This is a genomic window from Algoriphagus namhaensis (genome assembly GCF_042649705.1).
Taxonomy (GTDB): Bacteria; Bacteroidota; Bacteroidia; order Cytophagales; family Cyclobacteriaceae; genus Algoriphagus; species Algoriphagus namhaensis.
The window spans coordinates 1731365-1747662 of the sequence record NZ_JBHRZS010000007.1 but is presented as its reverse complement, the minus strand read 5'-3'; the positions used below and the strand labels follow the sequence as shown (position 1 = coordinate 1747662).

Below are 16298 nucleotides of genomic sequence, written 5' to 3'. Positions count from 1 at the left end.
AAAACCGGTCTTTATTCATTTCTATCAAATGAAAAGTCGATTAACCTTAACCCTTCTCTACCTAGTTTTTAGTATCAATCTCTTCGCTCAGGTGACCACAGAGCCGGCGGTGCCGAGAGCTGATGAGAAAGTGAAAATCATATATGATGCATCCAAGGGGAGTGGGGGACTAAACAACTGTAACTGCGACGTGTACATTCACATTGGAGCGGTGACAGAAAGTGAGCAATCGACTACTTGGTCCATTGTGCCTTTTGCATGGGCCACTGAAGATCCAGATGCCAAAATGACCAAAGTTGAGGGTCAGAACAACATCTATACTTTTGAGCTTACGCCAAATGACTTTTTTGATAATCCGAATGGATTGACCATCTATCGTTTAGGATTGGTCTTTAGAAATGGGGACGGTACTAAAGAAGGGAAAACTAGTGCCAATGGCGATATTTTCGTCAACCTTGCTCAGGGATTTCAGGTATCATTTACCGCGCCAAACAGTGGGCAGGTTTCCCTTGATCTAGGTGAATCCTATTCGTTCAAAGCGGAAACTTCTCAATCTGCAGATATCTCCTTGGAGCTAGATGGAGTGGAAGTAAAAACGGCCCAAAATGCGACGAGCATTACTTATGATTTTACAGCTAGCGAGCCTGGCAATTTCAAACTAGAGGCTATAGCTGTTTCTGGAGGAAGTTCTGACTCAGAAATTGCCAGTATTGAGGTTTTTGCTCCTTCGGAAATCGCTCCGCTTCCCGCAGGTGTCAAGCTTGGTATCAATTATATTTCAGATACCGAAGTGATCTTGGCATTGAATGCACCAGGCAAGAAATTGGTGCAGGTTTTGGGCGATTTTAATGATTGGCAACGCCTTCCAGAATACCAAATGAAGCGCACGCCAGACGGCGGTACATTCTGGCTATCAATCAAAAATTTGGTGCCAAAACAAGAGTACATTTTTCAATATTTAGTGGATGGGGTAATTCGAATTGGAGACCCCTATGCTGATAAAACATCCGATCCAGATCATGATCTGGAAATCATTAATCAAGGTCGTTACCCCGGCCTGAAGCCTTATCCAGTGGGGAAGGCACAGTTCCAAGCAACCTATTTGCAGACTGCGCAGGAGGAATTTGAGTGGAAAAACACTAACTATGAAAGGCCTGCTCCAGAAGATCTCGTCGTGTATGAATTGCTCGTCAGAGACTTTGATGAAAAGCGTACCTATCAGTCGGTCATAGATCGATTAGATTATCTAAAAGATTTGGGTATCAATGCCATCGAGCTAATGCCCGTAAATGAATTTGAGGGCAATATTTCGTGGGGCTATAATCCCTCCTTTTTCTTTGCTCCTGACAAATACTATGGTACCAAAAATGACCTGAAGCGACTCATCGATGAAGCTCATGGTAAAGGCATCATGATCATTTTGGACATGGTTTTGAATCATGCCTTCGGCCAAAGTCCAATGGTGCGACTGTACAATGACGATGAATTCGGCGCCCCAACTGAAGACAATCCTTGGTTCAATCGCGTGGCAAAACACCCCTTCAATGTTGGCTATGACTTCAACCATGAGAGTGAGTTGACTCAAACTTTTGTGGATTCAGTCAATAATTACTGGCTTACCGAATATAAAGTAGACGGATTTAGATTTGACCTGAGTAAGGGCTTTACCCAAGTCAATTCAGGAAATAATGTGGGCCTTTGGTCACAATATGATGCCTCACGAATCAAAATTTGGAAGCATATCTATGATGAAATTAAGGAGGATCACCCTGATGCTTATGTGATTTTGGAGCATTTATCAGAAAACTCAGAAGAGCGCGAGCTTGCCGATTACGGATTGATGTTCTGGGGAAATATGAATTTTGATTTCCGTGAGATGGCTAAGGGAGAAGTGAAAGATATTGGTTGGGCATATTATGGCAATAGAGGCTGGAAAAATCCAAATTTAGTTTCCTATCAAGAAAGCCACGATGAAGAACGGGTGATGTGGGAGTCTGTTAATTTTGGCGCTACTTCGCCTATAAATATCAGGCAACTGGAAAACGCAGTAAACAGAAACCAGCTTTTAAGTGCATTCTATTTCGCCATTCCTGGGCCTAAAATGATTTGGCAATTTGGTGAATTTGGGTACGATGTAGAGCTCAACGACGATCGATTGGGGATCAAGCCCACCAAATGGGAATATTTACAAAACCCTGAGCGAGAGCGTTTATTCAAGCTTTATCAAGAGATGATTAAGTTGAAACTTGGTCACGAAGCCTTTAGCAACCCAGATAAAACCACACTAACCTTAAGTAGCAGTATTAAGTCTGCCATTATAGAACATTCGGATATGGACGTGGTCTTGCACGGCAACTTTGGCCTAGCTAATGCCACAAATATCCCAGTCAGTTTTCCTAGTACTGGTACATGGTACAATTATTTTACAGGCGATGAATTTCAGGCGACTTCGACTACTATGAACCTGAACTTCAGGCCTTCTGAATTTGTGCTTTACACTTCAGAAAAGCTTCCGACACCAGAACCAGGTATCCTTCAAGAGGATTTTGTCACCGACATTCCTAAAGAAATTATTCCTGAGGGTAGTTTTAGAATTTTCCCTAATCCCACCCATGGTCAATTATTTGTGGATTTGCCAGTGGAAATGGCAGGAAGTGAGTTTAGAATCATCGATATGCAAGGTCAGATCTTGAATTCAGGAAGAGTAAGCAATAGCGGGCAGATTTTAGAATTGGATGTAAGGAATATTAAGGCGGGTATTTATATCTTTGAAGCTTATGACACCAAAAGAGTGCTAATCAAGCGCTTCATTAAGAATTAAAACCTATTTAATTATGAAATTCAAACCAGGAGTAAAGTACGGCGAGGAGCTAAAGGACCTTTATGCATATGCAAAGGAGAATGAATTTGCGATGCCCGCAGTTAATGTGATCGGAACTAACTCCGTGAATGCAGTACTGGAAACTGCCAAAAAGGTTAATTCTCCCGTTATTATTCAGTTTTCAAACGGTGGGGCTCAATTTTTTGCAGGTAAATCACTTCCAAACGACAAGCAGCAAGCAAGTATCGCAGGCGGTATTTCAGGTGCGCATCACGTTCACCAAATGGCTGAAGCCTATGGGGTTCCAGTGGTACTTCATACGGATCATGCGGCATTGAAGCTTCTGCCTTGGATCGATGGATTGCTTGAGGCAGGAAAAGCATATTACGCTACGCACAAAAGACCATTGTATAGTTCTCACATGCTCGATCTTTCCGAAGAGCCACTTCATGAAAATGTAGAAATCTCCTGCAAATATTTTAAGGAGTTGGTTAAGCTAGAAATGGCGATCGAAATCGAATTAGGAGTTACCGGTGGGGAAGAAGATGGAGTAGATAATTCCGATGTGGATTCTTCTAAGCTTTATACTCAACCAGAGGAGGTAGCATATGCTTACGAGCATCTGAAAGAGATCGGAGACTTATTCACTATCGCGGCAGCCTTTGGTAATGTTCATGGCGTTTATAAGCCAGGGAATGTGGAATTGAAGCCTATTATTTTGAAGAATTCTCAGGATTTTATCAATCAGAAATATGGCACTAGCGGCAAGCCACTCAACTTTGTATTTCATGGTGGATCTGGTTCATCAGTAGAAGAAATCAGAGAAGCAAATAGCTACGGTTCTATCAAAATGAATATCGATACAGATATGCAATGGGCTTTCTGGGAAGGTATCTTGACGAATTACAAAAATAATGAAGGCTTCCTTCAAACCCAGTTAGGTAATCCTACCGGTGCAGATAGCCCGAACAAGAAGTATTATGACCCTAGAAACTGGCTGCGCAAAGGAGAAGAGAACTTTGTGAAGCGACTTGAGGTCGCATTTGACATGCTCAATGCCGTGAATAGAAATTAATTTTAGGCAGACCAATCATTGAAAAAGCCACAAACGTGGCTTTTTCTTTTGAAAGGCTCTTTCATCAGCATCTATACCTTTCAATTATTAATATGAAACATTCCATCCTATACCTTGCAATCTTCATGACGGGAATTCTTGGTGCCTGTACGGCTAATGTAGAAAAAGAAAACTCCAGTGATTCTACGGTCCAAAACTACTGGCCTGAAGCTGGGGTCACCTATGAAATCTTTGTACAATCATTCTATGATTCAAACGGCGATGGAATCGGGGATTTTAACGGAGTCACTGAAAAACTAGACTATGTGAATGAGCTGGGAGCGAATGCCATTTGGTTTATGCCCATTATGCCATCACCCACGTATCACAAGTATGATGTGACGGATTACAAGGCCGTTCATCCGGATTATGGGACTTTGGATGATTTCAAAAATCTCCTTGAAGAAGCTCACAAGCGAGATATTAAGATTGTAATCGATATGATTATCAATCATACCAGTAATGAGCATCCATGGTTTCTAGAAGCGAAGAAAGGTCGAGATAATCCCTATCGTGATTACTACGTCTGGGCACAAAAAGATACTATTGCAGATTTTTTGAATAAAAAGGTGATTACACTGGATTCGGATAATATTCGGCAGTGGCATGACCCAGGACAAGGTGAAGATTTCTATTACGGATTTTTCTGGGGCGGAATGCCGGATTTGAATTTTGATAATCCTAAGGTCCGCCAGGAAATCTATGATATCGGCCGATTTTGGTTAGAAGAAGTTGGAGTGGATGGATTTAGACTCGATGCGGCAAAGCATATTTTTCCAGATGACAGGCCTCTAGATAATCATGCCTTCTGGAAGGAATTTCGCGCTGAAATGGAAGCCATCAAACCAGATATTTATCTAGTAGGTGAGGTTTATGATAAAAAGGAAATAGTGGCTCCATATCTACCGGGATTGCCTGCACTTTTCAATTTTGACTTTCATTATACGCTTTTAGATGCTCTGAATAATGCCGATGGAATGCTTTTGGCAAAAAAGCAAAAGGAAGTTTTGGACTTCTATCAGGCTATCACACCGAGTTTTATTGATGCAACGTTTTCTTCCAATCACGATCAACCTAGGCTTCTTAATGAACTAGGTTCGGATCCTGAAAAGTATAAGCAAGCTATTGCGATCTTAATGACCATGCCAGGAGCTCCATATCTGTACTATGGTGAAGAAATAGGCATGTTGGGCTTAAAGCCGGATGAGCAAATTCGGGAGCCTTTCCTATGGGATGAAAAATCAAAGGATACAGGTCGTGCAACTTGGATTGAGCCCAAATACACCATGGACTCAACTGTGACTCCTCTTGCATTACAAGTTGACAATCCAGATAGTTATTTTAATCATTACAAAGGGCTTATCGCCTTGCGAAATCAAACCCCAGCATTGGCTGTCGGAAGTTTAGAGCTTTTTGAAGAAGATTTTCCTCAAACCGTTATGGCTTATCAGCGAGTGATTGAAGGTCAGGAGTTCCATGTGTTTCACCAGTTAGGGTCAGAGCCTGTAGAGATCACTTTTGCAATTGAAGGCGACGCCAGAGCAATTTATGAGTTGGGAGAGGTGGAGATTGGAGAGGGAAAGATTATCCTAGGGAAAAATTCATCCGTAGTTATTAAGAAATAAACAACTGATATCTGCGCATAAAAAAAACCTTCAGATTTATCTGAAGGTTTTTTTGTGCTCGAGCTGATTTAAGTCGAAAGAATCTTGGCAATTCTGAAATCATCCTCATCCACACTTTTGTCGTCTACTATGGCTCGTTTGATCGGAGTATAGACCACCTTGTTATTGATAATGCCTGCCATCACGTCGTATTTACCTGCCAGAAGGCCTTCAACAGCCATTACCCCAAGCTTAGAAGCCAAGAGGCGATCATAGGAAGATGGAGCTCCACCACGTTGCAAATGCCCTAGGATGGTTACTTTGGTGTCGTAGTGTGGTAAATACTTTCGCACTTTTCGAGCAATCTCTGCTGCACCACCACTTTTACCACCTTCAGCCACGATCACGATATTGGAGGTTTTTTTCCTCTTTCTTCGAACCTTTAGTTTCTCAACCAGTTCCTCGATCGGCATTTTCTTTTCAGGAATCAAAATAGCGGCAGCAGCACTTCCGATTCCAGCATTGATAGCAATAAAGCCAGCATCTCTGCCCATTACTTCTACAAAAAAGAGACGGTCATGGGATGTGGCAGTATCTCGTATCTTGTCAATGGCCTCAATCGCCGTATTGCAGGCCGTATCAAAACCTATGGTGGAATCCGTACCAGAAAGGTCATTGTCTATAGTGCCTGGAAGTCCGATGGCAGGGATGCCATGTTCTTTAAAGAACAAATGAGCTCCTGTCAAAGAACCATCTCCACCAATTACGATTAGGGCATCAATTCCATGGCTTTTTAGATTTTCATAAGCCTTTTGTCTTCCCTCTACAGTACGAAATTCTTCACTTCTGGCAGATTTTAGGAATGTTCCTCCTCGCTCCAAAATATGTCCAATATGGCCTGAATCTAATTTTTTTATGTCATTTAGGATCATGCCTTCATAGCCTCGGTAGATCCCATACATTTCAATATTATAATAAAATCCTGCCCTCACGGCAGCTCGAATGGCCGCATTCATTCCGGGTGAATCTCCACCAGAAGTTAATACGCCAATTCGTTTAATTGTCTTTAGTTCCATCTAGGTTTTGGATAATAGCTTTGAACATTAGGTCTGCGGATGCAGGATTGGTAGCGAGTGGAATATTGTGTACATCACAGATCCTCATGAGCATTTGTACATCAGGTTCATGAGGATGCTTATCCAATGGGTCTCTAAAGAAAATGACCATATCAAGTTCCTTTTGGGCTGCCATAGCGGCAATTTGCGCATCTCCTCCTATTGGACCCGAAAGCATTTTTATTACTTCGAATCCTGATTTTTCGATGTGCGATCCCGTGGTTCCTGTGGCAACGAGCTGCACATCTCCTCGGCTCAAATCGGATTTGAATCCACTTAAAAAGTGAACCATGTCCGCCTTTTTTCCATCATGAGCAATCAAAGCAATTTTCATAGAATAGGTACAATAGGTTGACTCAAAGGTAGAAAAAAATCTCTTTTTACGATGGTGTCAAAATTATTTTAGGATGAAGGATTAGAGCGTTGATTTAAGCAGTTTAAAGGCTTTGAAGCTTACCTTCTAGCATAAGCAAAAAGGTGTAATCCAATGCCAGTTCCTTTAAGGCATTAAATCGACCTGACGCTCCTCCATGGCCCGCTTCCATATTGGTATGAAGAAAAAGGAAATTGTCATCAGTCTTTAATTCTCGAAGTTTTGCAACCCATTTGGTTGGTTCCCAATACTGAACTTGACTGTCATGGAGTCCAGAGGTGACTAACAGGTTAGGATAGCTTTTGGACTCAATATTGTCGTATGGGGAATAGGAGAGCATATAGTCGTAGTATTCCTTATTTTTTGGATTTCCCCACTCTTTGAATTCCCCTGTGGTCAATGGAATACTTTCGTCAAGCATCGTGGTCACCACATCCACAAAAGGCACGTTAGCAACCATTCCATGAAACAACTCAGGCTCTTCATTCATCACCGCACCTATCAGGAGACCACCGGCACTGCCGCCTTGAGCGTATAAGTGGCTAGAACTCGTGTATTTTTCCGAGATAAGATGTTTTGCGCAAGAAATGAAATCTGTAAAGGTATTCTTCTTTTTTAGCAGCTTTCCGTCTTCATACCATTGTCTTCCCAAGTCTTCGCCACCTCTGACATGCGCTATCGCAAAGACAAAACCTCGATCCAAAAGACTCAATCTACTCGATGAAAAATAGGCATCCATGCTATAGCCATAGGATCCATAGGCGTAAAGCAGGCAGGGATTGGTTCCGTCATTTTTAAAATGCGACTTTTTGTAAACCAGTGAAATGGGTACTGCCACTCCATCCTCGGCTTTTGCCCAAATACGGTCGGCGAAATATTCGTCAGAGTCATATCCACCTTGAACTTCCTGCTGCTTTAGCAAAGTCATTTCTCGGGTTTTGGGATCGTATTCAAAGGTACTCGCAGGGCTTGTGAGGGAATTATATCCAAATCGAAAGGTTTCACTTTCAAACTCTGGATTAGTTCCAATCCAAGCGGTGTAGGTATTCTCTGGAAACTTTATTTGATGACCTTCGCCCTCACCCCAAGGATGATAGTGGAGTTCAGTTAGTCCATTTTTTCGTTGCTCTGTGACCAAAAATGACGAAAATAAGTCGAAATTTTCAAATAGAATTTCTGGTCTATGTGGAATCACTTCCTCCCAATGTTCCTTGGATGGTGATTGAATAGGTGCTTTGACCATTTTGAAATTATGAGCATTCAGATTGGTACGAATCCAAAAATAATCACCAAAATGATCGGCTGCGTATTCGAGATCGTCTTCACGACCTTGAAGTAAGGTGAATTCACCTGTTGGGTCATCGGCTTTGAGAAAGCGCATTTCAGAAGAAATGGTGCTTTGGCTATGGATGAAGATGTATTCCTCAGATTTACTTCGATGAACGTGACAGGTAAACTCTTCGTCTTTTTCTTCGAAAATCAGCAGGTCTTCTTCCACAAGAGTTCCCAAAACATGCAAATACACACGGTTTGCGCGTAAAGTCTCAGGGTCTTGCTTGCTATAGAAAATACTCTTATTGTCTTTTGCCCAAGTGAAATTTCCGGTGGTTTCAGGGATTTGCTCCCATTTAATTTCCCCGGTTTTGAGGTCTTTGAAATGGATGGTGTAAATTCTCCTTCCCACATCATCCGAAGAAAAGCCAAGAATTTCTTGATTGGTACTTGCTGATGCACCTCCCACTTGATAATAAGCTTTTCCCTCGGCGAGTTCATTTACATCTAGGATGATTTCTTCAGAAGCTTCCAAAGAATCCTTTTTCCTACAAAAAATAGGGTATTGAGCCCCTTTCTCATATCTGCTGTACCAATAATATCCAGATTTAAAATAAGGAACACTTTGATCATCCTCCTTGATTCTGCCTTTCATTTCCAGAAAAATAGCTTCTTGAAATTCCTTAGTATGGGCCAAACTTTCCTCCAAAAACCGGTTTTCCTCATTGAGGTAGTCAATTACCTTAGGATTGTCCCGATCCCGCATCCAGTAGTAATTATCTATGCGTTCATGATTGTGCTGTACCAGTTTATGGGGTATTTTCTGAGCTTTTAGGCTAGGCATATGATGTGTGTTAGTTTGGGAATAGCGATTCTTCGACTGGATTTGAATTAAAAATCCAAAAAATTAAGCGCTGCCAAAATTAGTTTTTAGGAATTGAAAGGGAAAGATTATTATCTTGATTCTCATAATTATAATTTTATCCACCAACCCTCAACCAATAGCATATGGGAATGTTGAAAGAGTTTAAAGAATTTGCCGTCAAAGGTAATGTCATTGATCTAGCAGTCGCGGTGATCATAGGTGCTGCATTTGGAAAGATCGTAGCATCTTTTGTCAAGGATATTTTGATGCCACCAATAGGAATTCTCCTAGGAGGGGTAAATTTCCAGGATTTGTCCCTCGAGTTGAAACCCGAAGAAGTCGATGCTGCCGGAGAGACCATCGCTGCCGTAACGATGAATTACGGCCTGTTTATTCAGAATATCGTGGATTTCGTGATCGTAGCCTTCGTGATTTTCTTAGCTATCAAAGGAATCAACAGCACGAAAAAGAAAGAGGAAGAAAAGCCAGCAGCACCCCCTGCACCTCCAAAATCAGAAGTTTTACTCGAAGAAATTCGAGACCTTTTGAAAAAGGACTAAATGAAAAAAGAGCGGCTTGCCGCTCTTTTTTTAGTTATTTCCACGCCTTTGCCTTTGGAACATTTGGCGTGTAAAATCTTTGTTAATTTGATTCAATTTTAAAATCTGGTTGTAGCTCAACACTGAAGATGCCTTCTCTACAAATACGATTTCGTCTTCGATCATAGTCTTTTGGATGTCAAATCGTTTCTTGATCAGAGCTTTAGCCTCTTGATCAGAAAGATCAGATCCATCATTCGATAACCCAGCAATTTCTCGAAGCTTAGAATTCCTTTGATTATTAAATTCATTGAAAATAGGCCAGAACTTTTGTGCCTGATCTGGACTCAAATCCAATCGTGTGGTGATAAAGGCGATTCTGGCGGCTTCCAATTGTTCGCGATCGGGTCTTCCGGGTCTTTGCGCTAAAACCGATAGCGAAAAGAGCCCAAAGAATAAAAGAAGTATAATTTTTTTCATGAAATGCTGCATCAAAATAAGGGGTCGTCTATCCATTCTTCATTCCCAAATACCGTTTCTTCCTCAATGATTTCTTCAAGAATAACACCTGAATCATCTGTGAGGCTCAAAATATCTTCAGCTGTCCAATATTGGCTTTCAATATAAAGATTCACTTCTGAATCAAGCGCCAGATAAGGGTCAGTCGTCGTTTCTGGTTGGGTCAGAACCCATATTCCTAAAGATAATATTACCATCGCTGCGGCAGCATATCGAGACCAAATTGGAATGACGGGACGGCTGGATCGTCTAGCCATAATCTGGTCTGGCAGATGCTCAAAATATCCTTCCGGAGCTTTGAAATCTTTTATTTTTGGCAATTGTTTCATTTTCTTTTAGACTTGAATTTAGGCCTTGGGTTTAATCTTCTCCTAGATATTGTTCGATTTTCTTGACTGCGTGATGGTAACTCGCCTTGAGCGAACCTACACTGGTTTTGGTGATTTCTGAAATCTCCTGATAGGAGAGATCCTCCTGATATTTGAGATGAAAGACCAATCGTTGCTTATCCGGCAAGGTTAATAATGCCTTTTGGAGTTTCTGCTGGATTTCATCACCGGTAAATTGAATTCCATGATCCAAGTAATTGGCTAGGGTTTCATTATAATCATCTATCGGCAGGAAGAATCTTTTTTTCTTTTTCTCTAAAAAAGAAAGGGCCTCATTCGTGGCGATCCTGTAGAGCCAAGTAAAAAGGCTTGATTGCCCCTCAAATTTATGAATGTACTTGAATGCCTTAATAAAGGTGTTTTGAGTCAAGTCGTCTGCGTCCTCATGGATAATGACCATCCGTCGAATCAAATGATAGACCCGCTCTTGATGCGTCACAATGAGTTGTCTGAATCCTTTTTCGCGAGTCGAAGGGTGATTTATGAGGTTTAGAATTTCCTGATCGCCAAATTTAGTCATTGTTTGCTTAGACTTGGTTTGCCTTCAAAGGTTTACTCTGCCTTGCAAACTAGTTCAAAGGACTCTTTGCCAGCAGGATTAAATCTCGAGCAAATAATCTAGGATTCCGGCATTCTTGCCCTTTGGTCGGGTCACTAAGAGAGGTAGGCTGTCATTGACTTGGATGAGCCTTTCGGCCATGCTCCCAATGAAAAGTGCCGTTGCAGCCGTTCTACCTTTGGCTCCAATGATGATTCCATCCACCTGCTCTTCCATGGCCTTATCCACAATATCCTGTACAGGATCTTCATCCTCATCCTGAGTATAAATAGGGGTGATGGATATGCCTTGAGTATCTATCTTTTTGATGAATTTAGCGAAATTATTTTTCGCGTTCTTAAGCATTACTGCAGCAAACTCCTCGTAAGTCTTTCCTGTAAAATGGTAGCCATTGGGCACATGAAAGACATTTTGGCAAATGATTTTGGTGCTTCCGTGTTTCTTGGCAATAATGATTGCCTCTTCCAAGGCATCTTTGGAGTAATCAGAAAAGTCGCTGGGCACCAGTACTTTATCTACTTTTGGTTTAGCGCCTTCAGGTACTATCAAAAGCGAGCAGCTAGCCCGCCTAGCGAGTCGTAAAGCGGCTACCCCAGTACCAGGAAGTTTTACTTTTCTCCCAATGAGGATCATGTCTGCAGATTTTTCTTCTGCCAACTTCAATATTTTTTTGGAGAGGGAGCCTTCACGCACCACGAAGTTCAAGCTCACCTTTTCATTGCCTCGAAAGCTTTTATCCACCTGCGATTTCATGGCTTTTTTGCGCTCAGAAATCATGTCGTCTACTAGATTTGGAAATTCTTCCAAGACCTCTTTAGGAATGGATAGATTTCGGATTACATTAACGAAGTAGATTTTTTTTGTCTGATTAACCGAGGAAATGTAAGAGGCAAATTCAATGAGGGTATGATCCAGCTCAGTCTGGTCTAGACAAACAATTAACTTTTTGATTAAGTACATTTCTTGGAGCTAAAAATTTTCAACAAAGATAAAGGGATTAGACGAAAGCATCTTTTCTTTCGAGGCTATTTTTATGGGGCTCGGCAGTTTATTTATTCGTTTGGCCATTGTTTGAGAATTTACCAGTTTCTTCGGGTTATAAAAAGCTCAGGACATAAAATTTAAATCCCTGCCCAAATCTTGAACCCCATCAGATTATACTCGTATATTTGTCATGTCCGGGTCGTCGACATGTTCAAACTTCACAATTTAACAAAATACCGAGTGAAGCCCTCTCCAAAAACAGGCCTCATCCTGTACCGATAGCTATCGGGATCAGGACCTCGCTCAAAAAGCAGGATAACAGTGGAAGTTTGCGGTTTCAAGGCAGCTCAAATCTTGTCTATAAGGAGGTTTGTAACACTCTAAGATCCGGACTTTTTTATTTTTTTCTGTATCCAATTCCATTCTTCATGCCCCACTTCCAAGAGCATGGACATAAAGCCAAATTTTGCTAAGACAAATAAGGAATTCACTACAATACTTACCAATGGGCTCATGCCGAAATCGAGTGAGTAAACCCCGGAGAACAAGCCTGCTATAGCAATTCTGAAAATTTCCCAAGAGAAAGGATTGAAGCCTAATCTGTATTTCAGAAACGAAAATTTCATCAAGTTGAAAAGGAGAATTACCAGCACTGAGGCTCCAGCTGCCCCTTCAATCCCATAAATCGGAATGAGAAGGAAATTGAATAAAATGATCAATCCACTCATGACAACGGTCAGGAATAGGTTGAATTTGTAGTATTTCGAAAAGACTAAAATTTCAGAATTGGCCGAGAAGACCACGTCAATCAATTTACCTAACCCAATCAAAATCACCACATTTCTACCTGCCTCATAGATTTCTCTATTTGGAATGAAATGGTAAATGCTATCCAGATTGGTAACAATCAACAAGAAAAGGAGCAGGCAAACATAAAACTGTCGCTTGGCCACCTGCTTGTATAATTGGTCGATCGGACTATGTTCTTTATTGGCAAAATGATCTGCTATAACAGGCATCACCACTTGAGAAATCGCTCTTCTGGGCATCTCTATCACCAATGCCATACTAAATGCGATAGTGTAGACGGCATTTGCTTCTAGACTGATCATGGAAGTCACCATAATGCTATCTATTTTCATGATTAGCGTGGAAGCAGCGGTTCCTAGGAAAGTTACCAAGCTGAATTTCACGAAGGAACTTCTAAACCCAGATGGGAAGCTTTGCCAACTGAGATCAAATTTTAGAACGCCCAGCCAAATTAAATATACCAACATACCTACCAAGGCGGAAAGATAGACCAAGGCGAGCCCTAGCATTACCTGATCAAAGCTGATCCATTGCAGCAGGTAGAAAGCAACTAGAACGGAGGTTAATAGTCGCAAAAAGACTTCTCGGAAAAAGGTAGGTACGGCTACTTTGATGTAAGAGCGACTATAAGCATCAAGGATGCTGTTGAGTAATGCAAATAAGGTGATCAGTAATACGACTCCTAGAAAATCAATAATCTCCGGAGAATTCACCGCAAAGAGAGCTATGATCTGGGATTTAAACCCAAAAAACATAAGCGCAACTGCAGCAAAACCCACCAAAGAAATGAGCAGACTATAACTTAGGAAGGCAGATTGATTATCCTTGAGTCGAGGAAAATATCGGGTAATACCATGGCCAAGACCTAGCTGCGCAAAAGGGACAAACAACAATCCCAAATCTTGGATTGTACGGAAAATTCCTAACTCTGAGGGATCAAAAGCATATGGATAAAGCCACAGCACATTGAAAAAACCAATGACCACTCCCACATAGGAATACAGGCTGGTTTGAATGCTTTGCTTGGCGATTTTGCCCATGAAACTAAAAGTATGAAAAAAATGGGATATTGAATTTCCCCAAATTAAGGCTTAGCGCACTTATCACAGCCTGGCTGTGATTTAGGGCTAAAGAAAAATTTACGGCCTAGGTATGCACTGGCCGCGATAAGTAAAAAATCTACGATTAGTTCTTGCCACATTTTAGGAGAAAATTTGATAGGTGACTAAAGCTAATAAATATGCCAAACTAGTCATATAAACTGTTTGTATAATCGGCCATTTCCAGCCCTTGGTTTCTCTATACACCACAGCCAGAGTACTCATACACTGCATGGCAAAAACATAAAACACCATCAACGAGAAGGCAGTTGCTCGGGTATAAACTTTTTCTCCTGTGTCAGGATAGGTCTGCTGAGCAAGTTTCTCCCGGATGGTAAGATCATCCTCTACATCTCCCTCTATACTATAAATGGTGGCAATTGTGGACACAAACACTTCTCTAGCTGCGAAGGAAGTGATCAATGCTATCCCTATTTTCCAGTCGTAACCAAGAGGCTTGATCACAGGTTCGATGGCTCTTCCCATGATCCCGATGTATGAATTTTCTATCAATTTAGAGCTGGTTTCTGCTTGGATTTGAGCAGCTTCAGCTTCCGTGGCACTGGCCAGCCTCATCTCACCTTCTTGTCTGATTGAATCCATTCGAGAGGAGGGACCATAGGAGGCGAGAACCCACAGGATAATGGAGATCGCCAAAATCACTTTTCCAGCCTCCACTACGAAGGTTCGGGACTTATTGTACATGGTGAAGACTACATCCTTCCATCTTGGGGTCTTGAATGATGGCAATTCTACCATGAGAAAGCTTTTTTCATCACTTTTTAGAATCTGCTTGAGTGCAAATGCAGTCACCAAAACACCCAAAATCCCCAATAAATAAAGACAGAGTAATGTAAGGGCCTGTAGATTGATGATGCCAAAAATATTATCATCTGGAACAGTGAGTCCAATTAAAATAATGTAAACAGGCAATCTTGCCGAGCAACTCATCAGAGGAGTTACCAAAATGGTAATGATTTTCTCCTTCCAGTTTCCAATATTTCTAGCTGCCATTACTCCGGGGATGGCACATGCCACTCCAGATACCAACGGAACAATACTTTTACCATGGAGGCCAAAAGGTCTCATCCATCGATCCATCAGGAATACCACTCGAGACATATATCCAGTATCCTCCAGGATGGCCAGAAAGCCAAAGAGCATGGCGATTTGTGGGATAAAAATCACTACTCCTCCAATCCCCGGAATCAAACCTTCGGCGATCAGTGAACTCAGAGGTCCTTCTGGTAAACCCCCTGCTACCCATCCACTCAACTGAGCGAAAAATCCATCAATCAAATCCATGGGCACGGAAGCCCAGGCGAAAATTGCTTGGAAAATGAGGAGCAAAATCAGCCCAAAAATCGCATATCCAAATACAGGATGAAGGAAAACCGAATCTAGCTTGGAGGTAGATTTGATTCCTGTGGGCTCTTTTTGAACAGCGCTCTCGACAAGTTTTGAAATCTTGGCGTATCGCATTTTTGTTTCCAAAAGTTGCGCCTCCTCTAGACTAAAATTATTCGATTTTATATGCTCTGCAAGCCAATTTTGATCTGCCTTGGAGATCGTTTTATCCTTGGAGGCAAAACGCAGCATTTGGTAGGCTTGGTACGAATTATTGAAAGAAAATCGCTCCTTTACTTCACCTAGGATTGATTCTGGTACAATTTCTTCGATTGAAATAAATTCCTCTTTCCCTCCAAAATTTTGATCATGGATCAAATCTTTGATTGCTTCCAGTCCTGATGCACTGCGAGCATCGGTCGTCAGAATTGGCACTCCTAGTGACTTAAAAATATCGAAGGTTTTGATCTTGATGTTTTGTTTACCTGCAAGGTCAGACATATTCAAAACCAAAGCGAGTTTCAAGCCCAAGTCAATGAGTTGAGTAGCCAAAAACAGTCCTCGGGAAAGTTGGGTGGAGTCTATCACCATGAGGACGTAATCCGGCTTTTCGCTTTCACCGAGATGATTTAAAACCCGATGTGCGATGATTTCATCCTCTGAATTTGGGAATAAACTATAGGTGCCAGGTAAATCAATAATTTCATATTGATTTCCTTTATAATTCATACTACCGGACTTCTTATCCACCGTTACTCCGGGATAGTTGCCAATCTTTTGACTCAGTCCAGTAAGATGATTGAAGATGGTGGACTTGCCTACATTCGGATTCCCGATTATGGCAATTTTTAACGTACGTTGAAGGGTGGATAGAGCTTCAGCCATGG

Annotated in this window: 13 protein-coding genes; 4 read left to right on the top strand and 9 right to left on the bottom strand. The window is 41.5% G+C overall.

Translation table 11 applies throughout. The annotated features are described in order from the left end of the window. The first annotated feature begins 28 nt into the window (after positions 1–28). From ACFOSV_RS16035 to ACFOSV_RS16025, 3 genes are all read left to right on the top strand, one after another. Positions 29–2821 carry an alpha-amylase family glycosyl hydrolase gene (locus tag ACFOSV_RS16035; protein WP_377907056.1) on the top strand — a complete coding sequence of 931 codons (2793 nt, stop codon included), beginning with the start codon at positions 29–31 and terminating at the stop codon, positions 2819–2821. Between the two features lie 13 nt (positions 2822–2834). Beyond that, on the top strand, positions 2835–3896 hold the full coding sequence (gene fbaA, locus ACFOSV_RS16030) for a class II fructose-bisphosphate aldolase (RefSeq protein ID WP_377907055.1): 1062 nt from the start codon (positions 2835–2837) through the stop codon (positions 3894–3896). A 92-nt stretch (positions 3897–3988) separates the two neighbouring features. Continuing rightward, a complete protein-coding gene (locus tag ACFOSV_RS16025; protein WP_377907054.1) occupies positions 3989–5560 on the top strand; it encodes an alpha-amylase family glycosyl hydrolase in 1572 nt (523 codons plus the stop codon). A gap of 68 nt (positions 5561–5628) precedes the next feature. On the opposite strand, the gene pfkA is transcribed toward ACFOSV_RS16025, so the two are convergent. The 3 genes from pfkA to ACFOSV_RS16010 all read right to left on the bottom strand — a co-directional run bounded on the left by pfkA (position 5629) and on the right by ACFOSV_RS16010 (position 9143). Further along, positions 5629–6615: a 6-phosphofructokinase gene (gene pfkA / locus ACFOSV_RS16020; RefSeq protein ID WP_377907053.1), complete on the bottom strand. Its 987-nt coding sequence runs from the start codon at positions 6613–6615 to the stop codon at positions 5629–5631. Then, positions 6596–6988, bottom strand: coding sequence for a methylglyoxal synthase (locus tag ACFOSV_RS16015; RefSeq protein WP_377907052.1), 393 nt, complete (start codon positions 6986–6988; stop codon positions 6596–6598). Before ACFOSV_RS16015 ends, pfkA begins: the two co-directional genes overlap by 20 nt. Positions 6989–7091: 103 nt before the next feature. Then, positions 7092–9143, bottom strand: a complete 2052-nt coding sequence (locus ACFOSV_RS16010; RefSeq protein WP_377907051.1) for a S9 family peptidase — start codon at positions 9141–9143, stop codon at positions 7092–7094. A 164-nt stretch (positions 9144–9307) separates the two neighbouring features. On the opposite strand from ACFOSV_RS16010, the gene mscL reads away from it, so the two are divergent. Continuing rightward, positions 9308–9724, top strand: a complete 417-nt coding sequence (gene mscL, locus ACFOSV_RS16005) for a large-conductance mechanosensitive channel protein MscL (protein ID WP_377907050.1) — start codon at positions 9308–9310, stop codon at positions 9722–9724. 30 nt (positions 9725–9754) lie between these two features. On the opposite strand, the gene ACFOSV_RS16000 is transcribed toward mscL, so the two are convergent. The 6 genes from ACFOSV_RS16000 to feoB form a co-directional block, all read right to left on the bottom strand. Continuing rightward, positions 9755–10183, bottom strand: coding sequence for a hypothetical protein (locus tag ACFOSV_RS16000; RefSeq protein WP_377907049.1), 429 nt, complete (start codon positions 10181–10183; stop codon positions 9755–9757). A gap of 11 nt (positions 10184–10194) precedes the next feature. Beyond that, positions 10195–10551, bottom strand: coding sequence for a hypothetical protein (locus tag ACFOSV_RS15995; protein ID WP_377907048.1), 357 nt, complete (start codon positions 10549–10551; stop codon positions 10195–10197). A gap of 31 nt (positions 10552–10582) precedes the next feature. Further along, the gene (locus tag ACFOSV_RS15990; protein WP_377907047.1) at positions 10583–11131 is read right to left on the bottom strand and encodes an RNA polymerase sigma factor; all 549 of its coding nucleotides are present in this window, start codon (positions 11129–11131) and stop codon (positions 10583–10585) included. Positions 11132–11209: 78 nt separating this feature from the next. After that, entirely contained in the window at positions 11210–12130 is a 921-nt protein-coding gene (locus ACFOSV_RS15985; protein WP_377907046.1) for a universal stress protein, read from the bottom strand. A gap of 404 nt (positions 12131–12534) precedes the next feature. Beyond that, positions 12535–14004, bottom strand: a complete 1470-nt coding sequence (locus tag ACFOSV_RS15980) for a lipopolysaccharide biosynthesis protein (protein ID WP_377907045.1) — start codon at positions 14002–14004, stop codon at positions 12535–12537. A 162-nt stretch (positions 14005–14166) separates the two neighbouring features. Next, positions 14167–16296 (bottom strand): ferrous iron transport protein B, encoded by a 2130-nt coding sequence (gene feoB / locus ACFOSV_RS15975; protein ID WP_377907044.1) that lies wholly within the window; start codon positions 16294–16296, stop codon positions 14167–14169. Positions 16297–16298 lie beyond the last annotated feature (2 nt).

What these genes read in the sequence shown, in the direction of transcription:
- ACFOSV_RS15995 (WP_377907048.1), bottom strand. Translation starts at nt 10,551, where the DNA reads ATGAAACAATTGCCAAAAATAAAAGATTTCAAAGCTCCGGAAGGATAT.
- feoB (WP_377907044.1), bottom strand. Translation starts at nt 16,296, where the DNA reads ATGGCTGAAGCTCTATCCACCCTTCAACGTACGTTAAAAATTGCCATA.
- ACFOSV_RS16035 (WP_377907056.1), top strand. Translation starts at nt 29, where the DNA reads ATGAAAAGTCGATTAACCTTAACCCTTCTCTACCTAGTTTTTAGTATC.
- ACFOSV_RS15990 (WP_377907047.1), bottom strand. Translation starts at nt 11,131, where the DNA reads ATGACTAAATTTGGCGATCAGGAAATTCTAAACCTCATAAATCACCCT.
- ACFOSV_RS15985 (WP_377907046.1), bottom strand. Translation starts at nt 12,130, where the DNA reads ATGTACTTAATCAAAAAGTTAATTGTTTGTCTAGACCAGACTGAGCTG.
- ACFOSV_RS16010 (WP_377907051.1), bottom strand. Translation starts at nt 9,143, where the DNA reads ATGCCTAGCCTAAAAGCTCAGAAAATACCCCATAAACTGGTACAGCAC.
- fbaA (WP_377907055.1), top strand. Translation starts at nt 2,835, where the DNA reads ATGAAATTCAAACCAGGAGTAAAGTACGGCGAGGAGCTAAAGGACCTT.
- mscL (WP_377907050.1), top strand. Translation starts at nt 9,308, where the DNA reads ATGGGAATGTTGAAAGAGTTTAAAGAATTTGCCGTCAAAGGTAATGTC.
- ACFOSV_RS16000 (WP_377907049.1), bottom strand. Translation starts at nt 10,183, where the DNA reads ATGAAAAAAATTATACTTCTTTTATTCTTTGGGCTCTTTTCGCTATCG.
- ACFOSV_RS15980 (WP_377907045.1), bottom strand. Translation starts at nt 14,004, where the DNA reads ATGGGCAAAATCGCCAAGCAAAGCATTCAAACCAGCCTGTATTCCTAT.
- ACFOSV_RS16025 (WP_377907054.1), top strand. Translation starts at nt 3,989, where the DNA reads ATGAAACATTCCATCCTATACCTTGCAATCTTCATGACGGGAATTCTT.
- pfkA (WP_377907053.1), bottom strand. Translation starts at nt 6,615, where the DNA reads ATGGAACTAAAGACAATTAAACGAATTGGCGTATTAACTTCTGGTGGA.
- ACFOSV_RS16015 (WP_377907052.1), bottom strand. Translation starts at nt 6,988, where the DNA reads ATGAAAATTGCTTTGATTGCTCATGATGGAAAAAAGGCGGACATGGTT.